The sequence below is a fragment of the Sandaracinus amylolyticus genome, assembly GCF_000737325.1.
GTDB lineage: Bacteria > Myxococcota_A > Polyangia > Polyangiales > Sandaracinaceae > Sandaracinus > Sandaracinus amylolyticus.
In genome coordinates this window covers 1,681,857-1,696,548 of the sequence record NZ_CP011125.1, presented here as the reverse complement: position 1 = coordinate 1,696,548, position 14,692 = coordinate 1,681,857, and the positions used below count along the sequence as shown (strand labels likewise).

The window sequence follows — 14,692 nt, the reverse complement described above, 5'->3', positions numbered from 1 at the left end:
TTGCCACGGACGCGTCGCCAATCGGCGACCTCGCGCGCGCAAGAACCCCGCTGAATCACACACTCCAGGCGCGCTGTAAATCTGACCTCGACTCTCCCTTTCCAAACTGCGCTCTCGAATTCACGATTGACGTCATCGAGAACTGATTTCAATGTGCGACAGGGTGATGTCGGATAGGCCGACAACACTCCTGTGCAGTAAGAAAGAAAGAGAAAGACGATGAACAGCAAGAAGGCGAAGAAGCTCGTGGTCAAGACCGGTCTCCGCGCGGGCGTCGCCCGTCCGATCGTCGTCTGCTGATTTGATTGCGGGCGACGGAGTGCACCCGTCGCCCGCACTCACCATCCCTGGATTCGATCGAGACCGAGAGCAGAGCGAGTGACTACGAGCACGACAGTCTCCGACCTCTCCGTTCCGCAGCTCGGCGTCGGCCTGCAGTTCAATCCCGAGATCTACGACTGGTTCCCCTTCGCCCAGCACGAGGTCGACGCGTTCGAGGTGTTGCTCGACGCGGTCATGGCCCCTCTCGACGGGCGCGTCGTGATGGCGCCCGGAGCCGCCGAGCAGCTTGAGGAGCTGGCGAAACGAGCGCCGCTCGTCGCGCACTCGAACTACGGCTGCGACTTCGGGTTCGACCCGCTCGAGAGCACGCCCGCGGTTCGCCGACACGTGCCCATCGCACGGCACATCGGGAGCCCGTGGGTGTCCAACCACTGCTTCTATGCGGACGCCTCGTGGTCGGACATCTGGAGCAGTCCGCTCCAGTTCTCCCGGTCGGAGGTGGAGCGAGTCGGCCGCCGTGCGCGCGCGCTCGGAGATCTCTACGGGATCCCGCTCGCGCACGAGAACGCTGCATATTACGTCGTCTGTCCGGGCAGCGAGATGCGCGAGGCCGAGTTCCTCGCGGCGCTGGTCGAGCGCGCAGGGACGTACCTGCATCTCGACCTCCACAACGTCTACACGAACTCGGTGAACCATCCCGGGTTCGACGCGTGGGATTATCTCGCGACCATCCCGCTCGAGCGCGTGATCGCCATTCATCTCGCGGGCGGGAGCCTCCACGACGGCGTCTATCACGACTGGCACGACAGCGCGGTTCCGGAGCCCGTCTGGGAGATGCTCCAGCACGTCCTCGAGCATACCCGAGTCGGCGCCGTGTTCCTCGAATTCCAGGGTCGTGGCCACCACGACGCGACTCGAGTGCTCGATCGCGAGCGCGATCTCGACATGATCCTCGCCGACCTCACGAGGGCGCGGCGGACGTGGGACGCGGCTTATGGTCCGCGGAGCCGCCGCACGACGCGCGCCGGGGCGCGAGAGGCATGTCATGGACGCTGAGCTCGTCTGGAAGACGTGGCGGCGCATCCTGCGTGAGCCCGAGCTGCACGAGAGTGTGCTCGCAGGGGCGATCGATGGCCGCGCCCATGGTCTCTCTCCCGAAGAGGCGCGCATCGCCGCGGACTATGCAGCGCACAGCAAGATGACGCGCTGGGCAGTGGAGACGTATCGATTCCGCCTCGAGCGCGGCGCGCTCTTCGCGCTGGGCACGGGCGCGCCTCTCACGCTGCGTCTCCTGGAGTCCGCGGGTGTCGACACGCGCGAGGTCGCGCGACGATACCTGCGCTCGGTCGGGTATGGAGACGACGGACCGCACGTCTATCGGTCGTGCGCGGCCTTCCTCGATTTCCTCCGTCGTCACCCGCCGAGCGCGCCAGTGCGCGAGCTCGTCGACACGATCGCGCTCGAGAGCACCGTCGTGTCGCTGATTCGGCAGCTGGCCGACGCGCCCGAGTCCTCGTGGCCTGCACGCCCGAGCGAGGGCGAGCCGCAGCCGCGACGCTACGTGCAGTCGGGCACGGGCCGCGTCGTCTCGACGACGCACGCGCTCGCCTCGTGGCTCGCGCAGCCCGAGCTCGTCGCTGCGAACACCGCCGCAGCGGAGCCCGAGCACTTCCTCGTCTACGTGCCCTCGGTCGATAGCGACTACGACATCGCCGAGCTCTCGCGCACTGCGAAGCAGCTCTTCGACGCGCTCGCGTCGCCTCGCTCGTTCGACGAGGTCCGATCCTCCCTGCCCCCCGACGACGACGACGAGCACGACGCGGCGCTCGAGACGTTCCTGAGCCTCGGCGTCGTGCGCGCGGAGATGACGTCATGAAGATCGAGTCCGTCCCGTTCACGACCACGGATCTCCGGACGATCGCGCCGACGATCCACGCGGGCCTCCGCGGCGAGGCCATCTGGCGCACGTTCGAGATGGGCAACGTCCGGGTGCGACGCGTCGAGTACACGCCCGGCTACGAAGCCGACCATTGGTGCGAGCGCGGCCACGTGCTCCACGTGCTCGAGGGCACGCTCGTCACGCACCTCGCCGACGGTCGTGTGCTCACGCTGACCGAAGGCATGACGTACGTCGTCGCGGAAGGCGCGGAGCCGCATCGCTCGTCGGCGCCGGGCGGCGCCACGCTCTTCATCGTCGACTAGAGCGATCGCGATGAGCACGGAATCGCTCGAAGAGCTGAGGCGCCGAGTCGACGACGCGGATCGGGCGCTGCTCGAGGCGCTCGCGGCGAGACGACGGGTGGTCCTGGCGATCGCCGAGGTCAAACGCCGCTCCGGAATCGCCGTGGTGCAGCCCAATCGGTTTCTCGCGCTCGTCGACGATCGAATCGCGACCGGACTGAGCCTCGGTCTGTCTCCTGTGCTCGTGCGCGCGCTGTTCGAGCGCATCCACGAGCAGGCGATCGCAGATCAGCTCGGTGTCGCACGCATCGAGGAGACCCTCTCGAAATGACTCATCGCCTCGTCGCAGACACTGCCCCGCACGACCCCGGTGACACCAGCGCGACCGTCGGCGACGGCATCGCTGCGGGGAACGCGTCTTGGACGTTCGGGGCCGACGTGCCCAAGACGTTCAGCGCGCACGTTCGTCGCTCGGTCCCGCTCTACGACGTCGGGCACGATCTCGTCTGTCAGCTCAGCGACTTCTTCGTTCGCAACGAGTCCATCTGTTACGAGATCGGCGTCTCGGCGGGCGACCTCGTCGCGAAGCTCGCGCGGCACAATCGCACCAAGGACGCGCGGTGGGTCGGCATCGACGTCGAGCCGCGCATGATCGAGAAGGCGCGCGAGAACCTCGAGGGGCTCCCGAACGTCTCGCTCCAGGTCGCCGATGCGGTCCACTACGAGTTCGAGAAGTCGGACTTCATCGTCTCGTACTATTCGCTGCAATTCGTGCCGCCGAAATGGCGCCAGGAGCTGCTGACGAAGCTCTACGAGTCGCTCAATTGGGGCGGCGCGCTCGTGCTCTTCGAGAAGGTGCGCGCCTGTGACGCGCGCTTCCAGGACATCGCGACCACGCTGTACACGGAGTTCAAGATCCGTCAGCAGTTCGCTCCGGAAGAGATCGTCGCGAAGACGCGCAGCCTGAAAGGCGTGCTCGAGCCGTTCTCGACCCAGGGCAACCTCGATTTGCTCCGCCGCGCGGGCTTCACCGACGTCATGTCGATCATGAAGTACGTCTGTTTCGAAGGCTTCGTGGCGATCAAATGACCATCGTCTACGGCACTCGCGATCACTGGGATCGTGTCGCGGGCGTGCGCGGAGCCGCGTCGACCGACGTCAGCGTCGCGCTCGGAGCGTCGATGCTCGAGGGCCGCGCGCTCACGCGGCGTCGACTGCTCGACGTGGGCACCGGCAACGGGAATCTGCCGATCCGCGCGGCGCTCGCGGGCGCAGAGGCGCTCGGCATCGACATCACGGAGCCAGGGGTCCGGCTCGCCGCCGCCAATGCAGACGAGAAGCTCCGGGATCCCGACGTGCGCGGGCGCGTCTCCTTCCGCGCGATGGACGTCGCCGCGCTCGATCTGCCCGATCGATCGTTCGACGTGATCACGGTGCTCAAGACGATCTGGTGTCTGCCCGACATCCCCGCCGCATCGCGCGAGCTCCGGCGCGTGCTCGCACCGAACGGCGATCTCGTGATCCAGCTCTGGAGCTCGGCCGAGGACTGCAGTCTGCTGATGGTCGGCGCGACGCTGCTCGCCGAGTACGTGACCGGCATGCACATGCCGGAGGGCTATCGCGGCCCGTTCGGCGTCACGCCGCGTTACATGCGCGGCGTCCTGACGCGCGCCGGATTCACGCGCTTCTCGATGCGGCGGCACGCGTTCACCGCCGAGTTCGGCTCGCCGGAGGAGTATTGGGCGCTCGTTCGCTCGCTCGCGGGCAGTGCGTATTACGCGCTCACGCTGCTCGACGCCGCGCAGCGACGCGAGCTCGATGCACGCCTGTGGGAGGCGCTCGAGCCGGTGCGCGAGGGCGATTGTGCATCGCTCGATCTCGAGTGGATCGTGCTGACCACGGGATACGACGAGTCGCTTCGACTGCTCGGAGACTCGGGTCAGGAGCGCGGACGCACGTAGTCGAGGCGATATCGCACCGGTGCGGGCAGACGCGCGCTCACGACGGTGAAGTCCAGGTGCATCCGCGCGCCATCGGGCTCGGTCGAGCACAGCTGCTGGAGCACCGAGCCCTCGCCCTCGTACAGCAGCTCGAGCCATCCGCCCTGCAGGCGCGGAGTGACGCGGGTCCCGTCCTCGACGCCCGTGACGCGCGCGGAAGCGCCGAGCGCTCCGTCGACCACGGTCGTCCGCTGCGACTCGAGCGTGACGCGGACGCGCGAGCCGTCGATCGTCACGAGCACGCGCCGCGGCGGCTGCATGCTGCTCCGGATGCGGTCGCGCGCGAACCCCTGGAGCAGCTCCGGGAGCGTCGCGATGCTCGGCGCGAACGCCGCCTCGATGGTGCGCGCGGCGCGCGCCGGATCGCCATCGAGCACCCACGTGCCCGCGAGCGTGGCGGGGACCGACGCGGCCTGCGCGCGGCCTGAGCGAGGGCAGGTCACGACGGCGATCAGCCCGATCGCGAGCAAGCACGCGACGAGCGATGTGCGGGCGAGTGGGGTCGGAGCCGACGTCGGTGAAGCGTGCTGGTCCATCAGCCATCTCCCGCGCGGCGCGCGCTTTTCGAGCCGTAGAGTCTCGTGATTCGGTTTGCTGTATCGACGCGCGTGAGCCGGGTCAAGCCCGACGAGGCCGTCCGCGCACGTCGCGCGATCCTCGATCCGCCGCGCGATCATCTCGCGGCGCACGGTACGAGCGGCTCTCGATCCAGCAGATCGCGGACGCGGCCGGGGTCGGAAAGCAGACGATCTACCGTTGGTCGCCGACCAAGCGCGAGCTCGTCGCGGAGTGCGTGCTCGAGGGACGCGTGCTGCCCGACGACGTCGGGCTCGAGGACACCGGTGACCTGCGAGCCGACCGCTGCGCATGGGTGCGACGATGATCGCGACGCCCATGTGCGCGCACATGGGCCGCCCGGATCGTCTGCGCATCGCGTGACGCGCTCTGCTCGATTTCCGGCGTCGTCGACGATGGCATTGGGCGTGCTGAAACGTCTGCCGTCCCGAGTGCGATGGAGATCGACACTCCAGCGCACGGCGTGAGCTCGACTCGAGTCGATGCGTCGTGCGCTCGAGTCTCGTCACGAGCGCGGCACTGCTCCAGTGCCGTCACGAGAGGCCGTCTCATGCCCATCGAAGTGCGTCTCGTCCGGTCCGAGGCCGAAGCACGAGCCGTGTACCGCTTGCGTTACCGCGTGTACGTCGAAGAGCTCGGGCGCACGCAGCGACACGCGGATCACGATCGCAAGACGATCGAGGAGCCGCTCGATCGCGACTGCATGCTCTGGGCGGCGTACGACGGCGATCAGCTCGTGGGCACGGTCCGCTCGAGCTACGCGTGGCGATGCGATCTCGGCGACTACCCGGAGCTCTATCAGATGGCTCGCGTCGGCCGCGATCACCCGCGGCACACGAGCATCACGACCAAGCTCCTGGTGCTCCGTGATCATCGTCTGATGAGCGTCGCCCGCGCGCTCGCCCTCGCGACGTATCGACGAGGCCTCGCCGACGGCGTGCGCCACGACTTCATCGACGTGTACCCGGCGCGCATTCCGTTCTTCGAGCACCTCGGGTACCGCGTCCACGTGCCCGAGCTGCAGCACCCCGAGTACGGCCGTGTCGTGGTGATGTCGCTCGACCTGCACGACCGCGAGCACTTCGGGCGCGTCGGCTCGCCGTTCCTCGATCTCTCGTCCAGCGACGCCGCGTGAGCGCGAATCTCTTTCCATCGAGGAATCCCGACATGAACGCATTCGAAGAGCTGCAGTCGTCGTTTCGCTCCGTGCAGGCAGAGTTCTTGGCGTCCGCGGCGCTCCGCCGCGTCGCCGCGGGCGGCATCGGTCTCTCGCACTACGCCTCGTACCTGTCCCAGGTCTTCCATCACACGCGCGAGAACCCGCAGATCCAGGCGCTCGCGACGGTGTACTTCCGCGGAGCGCAGCGCGAGCTGATCAAGCCGTTCTTCCGCCACGCGACATCGGAGATCGGCCACGATCGACTCGCGCTGGACGACCTACGCGAGCTCGGCGCAGCGCGTGAGTCGCTGCCTTTCGAGAACCCGCTTCCCGAGACCTGCGCGCTGATCGCGTTTCCGTTCTATCAAATCCAGAACCTCGATCCGATTGGCTACCTCGGGTACTTGTATTTCCTCGAGTTCCTCCCGACCGGACACGGCGCGCAGATCATGACCGCCCTCGAGCGCGCGGGCGTGCCGCGGAGCGCGATGCGGTTCCTCCACGATCACACGACCATCGACGTCCACCACAACCGGATGATGGAGGACTACGCACGGGCGCTGATCCGCAGCGAGCGCGACCTCGCGACCGTCCTCTACGCGATGCGTGTGACGGGCCGGCTCTACGCTCGGATGATCGAGGCCGCGTTCGCCGACGCGGACGCGCCGGGCTCGTGGGGGCTCTCGACGGCGGAGCGCATCGGCGAAGAGCCGCTCGTCGCGCGCGCGACGTGACTACGGACAGAGCAGGCGGACCGAGCGGATGCGCAGCGTCGAGTCGACGCCCGGATCGTTCGTCTGGTCTCCGATCGCGATCGTGCCGCTGACGCTGAATCCGGCGCGCGTGAGCGCGGGCGACCCATCGATCGAGAGCTGCGCGTTCCCGCTCGCGTCGACGGCGAGAACGAACGTGTGATACGCGCCGTTCGTGATCGCGACGGGGCCGACGCCGTAGCGCGCGGTGAACGCGCCGAGGATCACAGCGCCGCCGTCGGAGGTGTTGTGCGTGGCCACCGAGTCGACGCGCATTTCGATCTCGAGCCGGAACGGCGTGGCGGGCGCGACGGCGCCGGACTCCGAGGGCAGGAGCCGACCGCCGGTCCGCGCGCCGCTACCGGCGCGACCGCGTCATCACCACCGCCGACCAGCACGAGCACGAACAGCAGGCAGCGCGTTCGCTTGTCCGCTGCTACGACGTTTCGACGCCCGAGCTCGAGCGCGGAACGTCGCGCTCGACCGCGAGGATCAATCGTGGATCCGCCCTTCGAGCACGAGCGCCCACACGAGGCACACGAACGACGCGACGTTCGCGATCGCGCGTGCGAGGTTCCAGCGAACCCACGGCGCTTCGAACGCGCGTCGCACGGCGGCGAGGTCCGCGATCCGATCGACCGGTCCGGCCGCGGCGAGTCGATCGTTGAGCGGAACGTTGAAGGCGATCGTGATCACGAGCACCAGCGCGTAGAGCACCGCCGCCGCCACGATCCACGGCAGGACCGGACGCGCGTCCGCGGAGCGATGCATCACGGCAGCGGCGATCGTGAGCACCAACGAGCCGCCGAACGAGAGCGCGAACCAACCGTTCAGGATCGCGACGTTGATCTCCTGCATCGTCGTGACGAACGTGCGGTCGTCGGCGCGCGCGAGCCCCGGCATCACCGAGCACACGTATCCGTAGAAGAGCCCGGCGGCGAGCCCCGTCGCGGTCGTCGCCGCGAGCAACACGATGGTTCGAAGTCCAGGCATCACGTCCTCTCGATTCGCGCGAGCATGATCCGGCGCAGTGAGACGGGCAGTCCGTCGAGCGCCACTAACGACGCGCCGGAGCGCGAGCGACGACATCGGTGCAAGGCGCCTGGAACGCGGCCACGAGCGCGCTCACGGCGCGCGTCGCGTCGCCGACCGCTTCCTCGCGCGAGAGCGTTCCGTCGATCCATCCGGCGAGCGCGGCGCGACCCGCCGCGACGATGATCCAGAGATAGTTGCCGGCGCGACGAACGGGCGTGCCGGTGAACGCAGCGAGCCGCTCCTGCCAAGGCTCGAGCAGGTGCCCGAGGACCTCGCGCCCGATGCGCGCCACCTCGGGGTCCGCGCCGCGCGCGTCGAGGAGGAGCAGCCAGGGACCGGCTCCCTTCTGATCGATCACGTCGCAACACGCTTCGACGAAGGCAGTCGTGATGCTCTCGATCGTCCCCGGGAGCGCGCGGAAGAGCGCGCGCTGGAAGCGCTCCGCGATCGCCGCCGTGAAGTCGTCGAGGATGGCGCGGACGAGCGCGTGCCGCGTGGGGAACACGCGATACACGAGCGGGCGCGAGACACCGGCGCGCTCCGCGAGCTCGGTGACCTGCAGGCGCTCGAGGCCCTCGTCCGTGAGGATGCGCGCGGCTTCGTCGAGCAGCTGGCGCCGGCGCGCGTCCGGAGGAACGCGGCGCGTCGTGACCCGCTTCGTGCGCGTCTTCTTCTTCGTTCCGGCGCCGTGGCTCGGCCTCGCCATCGCGGGCGGAACGTAGCGCACCGCGACGAGCACGACCGGTTTCGCACCGTCACGAGCACTGTTACGCTGTGTAACGACACGCGCGACGCGGTGTCCGGAGCATTCGTCATGGGGAACACACGGTGGATCGAGGGGGCCGTCCTCGTCGTGCTCGTCGGCGCGGGGCTCGCGTGCCCCGAGGGCCCATTGCGCTGGTACGGCGCGCTCGCAGTGAGCTTCGTGGGGATCGCAGGCTCGGTCATCGCGCTCGCGTCGTTCGCGGCATGGCTCGCGGAGCGCAGCCCGGCGCGTCTGCAGGGCCCGCGGCGCAGGCCGCGGCTCGCGCTGCGTGGCGCGCGCGACACCGCCGTCGCGGCGCTCGTCGCCGCGAGCTTGCTCGCGTGGCCGCTCGCGCGGATGTGGGCCGGTGAGCCGACCGGGCTGGTGTGGACGCTCCCCGAGGCCGGCGGGCCCGGCACGGTCCTCGTCGGGAACCTCGCCGCGGTGCTCGTGCTCGACGCGTGGCTCTACTGGAAGCACCGCTTGCTGCACACGCGCCTCTTCTTCCCGTTCCATCGTGCGCACCACGTCTATCGCGACCCCACGTCGCTCTCGTCGTTCGCCGTCGGCCCCGTGGAGTCGGTGCTGACGTTCTGGCCGATCGTCCTCGTCGCGTTCCCGTGGGCGCCGCACTACGCGCCGGTGTACTTCGCGTTGGTCGCGGCGTTCGTCGCGCTCAACTTCTACCTGCACTCGGGCGTCGCCTCGCGCCTCGCGGAGGCGGTGCTCCCTCGGCTGTTCGTCAACACGTCGGCGTTCCACAACCGCCACCACGCGAATGCCGAGGTGAATTTCGGCGAGGCACTGACGCTCTGGGATCATCTGCTCGGCACTCGTGAGAACGCGCGGCGCTGATTGCCGCGCTGCGGAGCAGCTCGACTGGCGCGCTCGTCGCGGCGGACGTCGCGCGCCAGCCTGCTAGAGTGACCCCCGACGGACATTCGCTCTGTCCGTCGAGGGAGCTGCGAACTGTCGAGCTCACAGGCACGGTTGGATGGCACGCTGTTCGTGTCGGAGACGCGATTGCTGTACGTGGGCCCTCTCGTCGCCACGACGCTCCACGCGCATCACGCGGCCCAGATCGTCATCGCACCGCAGGGTCTGTACGTCGAGGACGGCGCGGAGGAGCGCATCCACACCCGGGCCGCCGTGATCCCGCCGCGCGTGCCGCACGGACACGGTGCGAGCGGGCACGCTGCGCTCCTCTTCCTCGACGGAGACGACGTGGCGAGCCGAGCGCTCTCTCGCGCGGCCGAGCCGCGTTGCGCGACGTGGCGCCGAGACGCGCTCGACGTGAGCGTGCCGCGCGATCCGACGCGCGAGATGGCGCGCGCGCTCATCGCGTCGATCTTGTCCGCAGTCGACGTCCGACAGCCGCCGGAGCCGCGACATCCGGCGGCGCGCCGGATGTGCGCGGCGCTCGATGGCTCCGATCACGACAGCCTCGCGAGCCTGTCGCAGGAGGCGGGGCTCTCGCCGCGACAGATGCGTCATGCGTTCGCGCGCGACGTCGGGCTCCCGATGCGCGCCTATCAGCGATGGAAGCGCCTGCGCCGCGCCATCGCCGCGGTGGAAGCGGGAGCGAGCCTGAGCGCGGCGGCAGCCGCCGCGGGGTTCGCCGACAGCGCCCACCTGAGCCGCGTGTTCCGCGAGCAGTTCGGCATGACGCCGACGCAGGGGCTCACCGCGATCACGTGGCGGACGCTCGACTGACGAGGAACTCGGGAAATCCGTCCCTCCGCCGCGGCATGCCGCACTGGTACATGATCGCGTCGACGTTCCCGCGGTGTTGAGTCGTGTGCGTGACGACGTGGAGGATCATCGTCGCAGCGCTCATGGTCACGAGCTTTCCATCGGTGAAGCGCACTTCACGCGGTCGCGCGAGCTCGTCGGGCCGCATCGACACTGCCGTCTCCACGTACCACCGGTCGATCGTCTCCGAGCCGTGATCGAGCTCGTCGAGCGAGGGTAGGACGGGGCTCTGCGTCGACGCGTGCCCGTGCGACACGCCCTGGAGATGAGCCTGGAAGATGCGGCTCACGACGTGGACGTGATCGAGGACGCGCAAGATCAGGTCTGCGCCGCTCCGCGACTCGAACGAGTCGACGTCGCGGAGCGAGGCGAAGAGCTGTCGGTTGGCCCACGCGACGTGCGTGACGAGGGTCTCGAGGGGCAGCATGGTCACGCTCCCTCGCACGATTCGTCGAGCGTGTGCGCGTGTCGGTCGGAGTGCTTCGGCGGGACGGTCTCGAGCGGATGAGAGTGCATGTGTCGGAGCGTGCTCGGCGCTCGGACGAGGCGCTTGAACGCAACGGCGGGGCTCGGAACAGCGTGCGGCGAGAAGCCCCGCGCTCACGCGCAGGGCTCTCGATGTGCGTCTCCGCTGGGTCGATGTCGTCAGGCGCCCGACTTCGTGCGACGCGCGAGATCGAATCGGTCGAGATTCATCACCTTGTTCCACGCAGCGACGAAGTCGCGGACGAACTTGCCCTTCCCGTCCGACGACGCGTAGACCTCGGCGAGCGCGCGCAGCTGGGAGTGCGAGCCGAACACCAGGTCGACCGCGGTTGCGGTCCACTTCACCGCGCTCTTGCCGCGCTCACGGCCCTCGTACACGCCGTCGCCGGACGCTGCGGGCTCCCACTCCGTGCGACCGTCGAGCAGGTTCACGAAGAAGTCGTTCGTCAGCGTGCCGGCACGCTGCGTGAGCACGCCGTGCTTCGAGGCTCCGACGTTGGCGCCCAGCGCGCGCATGCCGCCGACGAGCACGGTCATCTCCGGCGCGGTGAGCGTGAGGAGGTTCGCCCGATCGAGCAGCAGAGTCTCGGGCGACAGCGAGTGATTCGCTCTGATGTAATTGCGGAATCCGTCCGCCTTCGGCTCGAGCACGGCGAACGTCTCGACGTCGGTCTGGTCCTGCGCGGCATCGGTGCGTCCCGGCGCGAACGGCACGGCGATCTCGTGACCACCGTCCTTCGCGGCGCGCTCGACCGCAGCGCATCCGCCGAGGACGATCAGGTCCGCGAGAGAGACCTTCTTTCCGCCCGACTGCGATGCATCGAACTTCTTCTGGATGCCCTCGAGCTTCGCGAGGACCTTCGCGAGCACGGGCGGCTCGTTGACCTCCCAGTCCTTCTGCGGCGCGAGCCGAATGCGCGCACCGTTCGCGCCACCGCGCTTGTCGGTGCCGCGGAACGACGCAGCGGATCTCCAGGCGACCGAGACCAGCTCCGAGACCGAGAGCCCGGACGCGAGGATCTGCTGTTCGAGCGCCGCGATGTCGCTCGCGTCGATCAGCGGATGATCGACCGCGGGGACCGGATCCTGCCAGAGCTGCGCCGGCGCGACCCACGGACCGAGATAACGCGACACGGGGCCCATGTCGCGATGCAGGAGCTTGTACCAGGCCTTCGCGAACGCCTCCGCGAGCTCACCGGGGTTCGCGTGGAAGCGACGCGAGATCGTCTCGTACACGGGGTCGAAGCGGAGCGCGAGATCCGTCGTCGCCATCATCGGCGCGTGCTTCTTCGACGCGTCGTGCGCGTCGGGCACGGTGCCCGCGCCCGCACCGTTCTTCGGCCGCCACTGATGCGCGCCCGCGGGGCTCTTGGTGAGCTCCCACTCGTACCCGAAGAGCGTCGCGAAGAAGCTGTCGTCCCACTTGATCGGCGTCGCAGTCCACGCGCCCTCGAGCCCGCTCGTGATCGTGTGCGAGCCCTTCCCGGTGCCGAACGAGCTCTTCCAGCCGAGGCCTTGGTGGTGGATCGGACAGCCCTCGGGCTCGGGGCCGACGTGCTTCGGATCGCCTGCGCCGTGCGTCTTCCCGAACGTGTGGCCGCCCGCGATGAGCGCGACGGTCTCCTCGTCGTTCATCGCCATGCGCCGGAAGGTCTCGCGGATGTCGCGCGCGGCGGCGAGCGGATCCGGCGTGCCGTTCGGGCCCTCCGGATTGACGTAGATGAGGCCCATCTGCACGGCGCCGAGCGGTCCTTGGAGCTCGCGATCACCGCTGTAGCGCTCGTCGCCGAGCCACGAGTCCTCCGGTCCCCAGAAGATGTCGACTGGCTCCCACACGTCCGGCCGTCCGAAGCCGAATCCGAACGTCGCGAGCCCCATCGACTCGAGCGCGACGTTGCCAGTGAACACGAGCAGATCAGCCCACGAGAGCGCTTGTCCGTATTTCTGTTTGATGGGCCAGAGGAGCCGGCGTGCCTTGTCGAGATTGGCGTTGTCGGGCCAGCTGTTGAGCGGCGCGAAGCGCTGCGCGCCCTCCCCGCCACCGCCGCGCCCGTCCTCGATGCGGTAGGTGCCCGCGGCGTGCCAGCTCATGCGGATGAAGAGCGGACCGTAGTGCCCGTAGTCGGCGGGCCACCAGTCCTGCGACGTCGTCATGAGCTGGACGAGGTCCTTCTTGAGCGCATCGACGTCGAGCTTGGCGAACGCGTCCGCGTACTCGAAATCGGTGTCCATCGGGCTCGAGCGCCGCGCGTGCTGTTGGAGCACCGAGAGATCGAGCTGCTGTGGCCACCAGTCGCGATTCGTCCGCGGTCGTGTGCGCTTCGGCGTCGGAGACGGGATCGCGGGGTTCTCGCTCTCGCTGATGCTCTTGGTCATTCGGTCGCCCTCCGGTCGCGCTGCAGGGAACGTCGCAGGCCAGACGGTGCTACCCGATCGATCCTGCGAAAGACACCGCGATCTCGCGCGACGAGCGCCGTGCGTCGCGTGTCCAACTCGGGGTGGACCGACGAGCCGGAGCCGCGCGCCGATCGCCCGACTCGTGGGCCCCGGGGCGCGCAGCGACAACACCCGCGCGTGCCGCACCGCCGGTGTGTCGGGGCGGGGTCAGCGCGCGTGCGGCGTCCTCGATACGGCGAAGGCATTCCGAGAATCGGCGACGCGCATCGCGGCGTCGCGGCGAGGTGATCACGGAGCCGCGGGATCTTCGACGTCGGGACACGCCATGCGCTGTGCGCGGCGGAAGTTGCACGCCGTCTCGTCATCGATCGGCGTCGTCGTGTCGTCGCTCAGCAGCAGCGCGAGGGCGAGGGCCGCGCCTGCACAATCGCCGTCGTGCAGAGCGCGCGCCCACGTCCGGGCGATGCGGCACCGCTCCGCGTCTGCGCGCTCGCAGAACGACGCGGCGGCATCGTCGCGCAGCTCCGCTGCGATCGGGGCGAGCACGCCGTGCGCGTCGTCGTCGGATCGCTGCGGGCGGATCTCGCGCAGCTGCTCCTGGATCGTGGGCGCCGCTGGCTCCTCGTCGAGCTGGGGGCCGGACAGCGGCTCTCCGATGCCGGTGAACGCTCCGACGATCAGGAGGAGCACGAAGCTCAGCGGCGGGCGGAAGCTCGCCGGGGGCGGCTCGCGCCAGACGAAGTCGCCGACCGCGGCGGCGATCGCCGCGGCGTGCGCGTCCAAGATCCGTCGCACGCGGTCGCGCGCCGCGACGCCGTGGCGCTCGGCGAACGAGACGAGCGCGTCGCGCGCGGACATGACGTCGCCGGCGCGGATGGCTCGCGCGATCGCGGCGCGCACCTCGAGAGGAACGCCCGCGTGCACCGCGACGAGCTCTCCCGTGAGGAGATAGAGCGCCTGCTCGTCCGAGTCGGAGCGCGCGTCGTCGAGCGCGGTCCACGTTCGGCGCGCCGCGTCGGCTTCGCCGCGCGCGATCAGCACGAGCACGACCTCGCCCCACTCGGAAGCACGGCAGAGCGCCTCGAGCAGCGAGTCGGTCGGTGGGGCACGGTAGGCGCCGGCGAGGGAGTCGGATCGCAGCGCCGAGGCAACGACGGCGGGGTCGGGAGCCGCAGCGCGCTGGCGGCGATGGGGCCACGACGAGAGGAGGCCATAGGCATCGCGGATGTGCGCTTGGGTCTCCGCCGGATGCTGCGTCGTCAATGCCCGGAGATACGCGCGACGAAGTGGCTCGAAGGCGGACTGCGGCGACCGGGCGTGCCGGCCG

Annotated in this window: 18 protein-coding genes; 11 read left to right on the top strand and 7 right to left on the bottom strand. The window is 69.2% G+C overall.

Translation table 11 applies throughout. The features are described 5' to 3' along the window. The first annotated feature begins 378 nt into the window (after positions 1-378). From DB32_RS07135 to DB32_RS07110, 6 genes are read left to right on the top strand one after another with little or no spacing between them, the layout of a single operon-like run. Positions 379-1,338, top strand: a complete 960-nt coding sequence (locus tag DB32_RS07135; RefSeq protein WP_053231664.1) for an MbnB/TglH/ChrH family RiPP precursor modification enzyme — start codon at positions 379-381, stop codon at positions 1,336-1,338. Further along, positions 1,328-2,158, top strand: coding sequence for a hypothetical protein (locus tag DB32_RS07130; protein ID WP_053231663.1), 831 nt, complete (start codon positions 1,328-1,330; stop codon positions 2,156-2,158). The genes DB32_RS07135 and DB32_RS07130 overlap by 11 nt, the downstream gene beginning before the upstream one ends. Continuing rightward, a complete protein-coding gene (locus DB32_RS07125; RefSeq protein ID WP_053231662.1) occupies positions 2,155-2,484 on the top strand; it encodes a DHCW motif cupin fold protein in 330 nt (109 codons plus the stop codon). The genes DB32_RS07130 and DB32_RS07125 overlap by 4 nt, the downstream gene beginning before the upstream one ends. Positions 2,485-2,494: 10 nt before the next feature. Next, positions 2,495-2,794: a chorismate mutase gene (locus DB32_RS07120; protein WP_053231661.1), complete on the top strand. Its 300-nt coding sequence runs from the start codon at positions 2,495-2,497 to the stop codon at positions 2,792-2,794. After that, positions 2,791-3,552 carry a methyltransferase domain-containing protein gene (locus tag DB32_RS07115; RefSeq protein ID WP_053231660.1) on the top strand — a complete coding sequence of 254 codons (762 nt, stop codon included), beginning with the start codon at positions 2,791-2,793 and terminating at the stop codon, positions 3,550-3,552. Before DB32_RS07120 ends, DB32_RS07115 begins: the two co-directional genes overlap by 4 nt. Further along, complete coding sequence (locus DB32_RS07110; protein WP_053231659.1) at positions 3,549-4,424, top strand: class I SAM-dependent methyltransferase; 876 nt, start codon at positions 3,549-3,551, stop codon at positions 4,422-4,424. Before DB32_RS07115 ends, DB32_RS07110 begins: the two co-directional genes overlap by 4 nt. Here DB32_RS07110 and DB32_RS07105 read toward each other — a convergent pair. Next, a complete protein-coding gene (locus tag DB32_RS07105; RefSeq protein WP_053231658.1) occupies positions 4,403-4,933 on the bottom strand; it encodes a hypothetical protein in 531 nt (176 codons plus the stop codon). The genes DB32_RS07110 and DB32_RS07105 overlap by 22 nt on opposite strands. Before the next feature lie 14 nt (positions 4,934-4,947). On the opposite strand from DB32_RS07105, the gene DB32_RS50220 reads away from it, so the two are divergent. From DB32_RS50220 to DB32_RS07095, 3 genes are all read left to right on the top strand, one after another. Continuing rightward, positions 4,948-5,346, top strand: a complete 399-nt coding sequence (locus DB32_RS50220; protein WP_083457204.1) for a helix-turn-helix domain-containing protein — start codon at positions 4,948-4,950, stop codon at positions 5,344-5,346. A gap of 243 nt (positions 5,347-5,589) precedes the next feature. Continuing rightward, a complete protein-coding gene (locus DB32_RS07100) occupies positions 5,590-6,174 on the top strand; it encodes a GNAT family N-acetyltransferase (RefSeq protein ID WP_169791367.1) in 585 nt (194 codons plus the stop codon). A gap of 32 nt (positions 6,175-6,206) precedes the next feature. Next, positions 6,207-6,932 carry an iron-containing redox enzyme family protein gene (locus DB32_RS07095; protein WP_053231656.1) on the top strand — a complete coding sequence of 242 codons (726 nt, stop codon included), beginning with the start codon at positions 6,207-6,209 and terminating at the stop codon, positions 6,930-6,932. On the opposite strand, the gene DB32_RS07090 is transcribed toward DB32_RS07095, so the two are convergent. From DB32_RS07090 to DB32_RS48005, 3 genes are all read right to left on the bottom strand, one after another. Continuing rightward, complete coding sequence (locus tag DB32_RS07090; protein ID WP_053231655.1) at positions 6,933-7,226, bottom strand: hypothetical protein; 294 nt, start codon at positions 7,224-7,226, stop codon at positions 6,933-6,935. It lies immediately after the preceding gene. 216 nt (positions 7,227-7,442) lie between these two features. Then, positions 7,443-7,943 (bottom strand): anthrone oxygenase family protein, encoded by a 501-nt coding sequence (locus DB32_RS07085; protein ID WP_053231654.1) that lies wholly within the window; start codon positions 7,941-7,943, stop codon positions 7,443-7,445. A 64-nt stretch (positions 7,944-8,007) separates the two neighbouring features. Beyond that, on the bottom strand, positions 8,008-8,691 hold the full coding sequence (locus tag DB32_RS48005; protein WP_169791366.1) for a TetR/AcrR family transcriptional regulator: 684 nt from the start codon (positions 8,689-8,691) through the stop codon (positions 8,008-8,010). 108 nt (positions 8,692-8,799) lie between these two features. On the opposite strand from DB32_RS48005, the gene DB32_RS48000 reads away from it, so the two are divergent. Together DB32_RS48000 and DB32_RS07070 are read left to right on the top strand one after the other, a co-directional pair. Then, positions 8,800-9,585 carry a sterol desaturase family protein gene (locus DB32_RS48000; protein WP_053231652.1) on the top strand — a complete coding sequence of 262 codons (786 nt, stop codon included), beginning with the start codon at positions 8,800-8,802 and terminating at the stop codon, positions 9,583-9,585. A 177-nt stretch (positions 9,586-9,762) separates the two neighbouring features. After that, complete coding sequence (locus DB32_RS07070) at positions 9,763-10,443, top strand: helix-turn-helix domain-containing protein (protein WP_240481171.1); 681 nt, start codon at positions 9,763-9,765, stop codon at positions 10,441-10,443. Here DB32_RS07070 and DB32_RS07065 read toward each other — a convergent pair. The 3 genes from DB32_RS07065 to DB32_RS07055 all read right to left on the bottom strand — a co-directional run bounded on the left by DB32_RS07065 (position 10,421) and on the right by DB32_RS07055 (position 14,628). Further along, positions 10,421-10,909 carry a DinB family protein gene (locus DB32_RS07065; RefSeq protein WP_053231651.1) on the bottom strand — a complete coding sequence of 163 codons (489 nt, stop codon included), beginning with the start codon at positions 10,907-10,909 and terminating at the stop codon, positions 10,421-10,423. The genes DB32_RS07070 and DB32_RS07065 overlap by 23 nt on opposite strands. 218 nt (positions 10,910-11,127) lie before the next feature. Continuing rightward, a complete protein-coding gene (gene katG, locus DB32_RS07060) occupies positions 11,128-13,344 on the bottom strand; it encodes a catalase/peroxidase HPI (RefSeq protein WP_053231650.1) in 2,217 nt (738 codons plus the stop codon). Positions 13,345-13,653: 309 nt separating this feature from the next. Further along, positions 13,654-14,628: a hypothetical protein gene (locus DB32_RS07055; RefSeq protein ID WP_053231649.1), complete on the bottom strand. Its 975-nt coding sequence runs from the start codon at positions 14,626-14,628 to the stop codon at positions 13,654-13,656. Between the last annotated feature and the right edge of the window lie 64 nt (positions 14,629-14,692).

What these genes read in the sequence shown, in the direction of transcription:
- DB32_RS07130 (WP_053231663.1), top strand. Translation starts at nt 1,328, where the DNA reads ATGGACGCTGAGCTCGTCTGGAAGACGTGGCGGCGCATCCTGCGTGAG.
- DB32_RS07125 (WP_053231662.1), top strand. Translation starts at nt 2,155, where the DNA reads ATGAAGATCGAGTCCGTCCCGTTCACGACCACGGATCTCCGGACGATC.
- DB32_RS07120 (WP_053231661.1), top strand. Translation starts at nt 2,495, where the DNA reads ATGAGCACGGAATCGCTCGAAGAGCTGAGGCGCCGAGTCGACGACGCG.
- DB32_RS07115 (WP_053231660.1), top strand. Translation starts at nt 2,791, where the DNA reads ATGACTCATCGCCTCGTCGCAGACACTGCCCCGCACGACCCCGGTGAC.
- DB32_RS07110 (WP_053231659.1), top strand. Translation starts at nt 3,549, where the DNA reads ATGACCATCGTCTACGGCACTCGCGATCACTGGGATCGTGTCGCGGGC.
- DB32_RS50220 (WP_083457204.1), top strand. Translation starts at nt 4,948, where the DNA reads ATGTGCGGGCGAGTGGGGTCGGAGCCGACGTCGGTGAAGCGTGCTGGT.
- DB32_RS07100 (WP_169791367.1), top strand. Translation starts at nt 5,590, where the DNA reads ATGCCCATCGAAGTGCGTCTCGTCCGGTCCGAGGCCGAAGCACGAGCC.
- DB32_RS07095 (WP_053231656.1), top strand. Translation starts at nt 6,207, where the DNA reads ATGAACGCATTCGAAGAGCTGCAGTCGTCGTTTCGCTCCGTGCAGGCA.
- DB32_RS07090 (WP_053231655.1), bottom strand. Translation starts at nt 7,226, where the DNA reads ATGCGCGTCGACTCGGTGGCCACGCACAACACCTCCGACGGCGGCGCT.
- DB32_RS07085 (WP_053231654.1), bottom strand. Translation starts at nt 7,943, where the DNA reads ATGCCTGGACTTCGAACCATCGTGTTGCTCGCGGCGACGACCGCGACG.
- DB32_RS48005 (WP_169791366.1), bottom strand. Translation starts at nt 8,691, where the DNA reads ATGGCGAGGCCGAGCCACGGCGCCGGAACGAAGAAGAAGACGCGCACG.
- DB32_RS48000 (WP_053231652.1), top strand. Translation starts at nt 8,800, where the DNA reads ATGGGGAACACACGGTGGATCGAGGGGGCCGTCCTCGTCGTGCTCGTC.
- DB32_RS07065 (WP_053231651.1), bottom strand. Translation starts at nt 10,909, where the DNA reads ATGCTGCCCCTCGAGACCCTCGTCACGCACGTCGCGTGGGCCAACCGA.
- katG (WP_053231650.1), bottom strand. Translation starts at nt 13,344, where the DNA reads ATGACCAAGAGCATCAGCGAGAGCGAGAACCCCGCGATCCCGTCTCCG.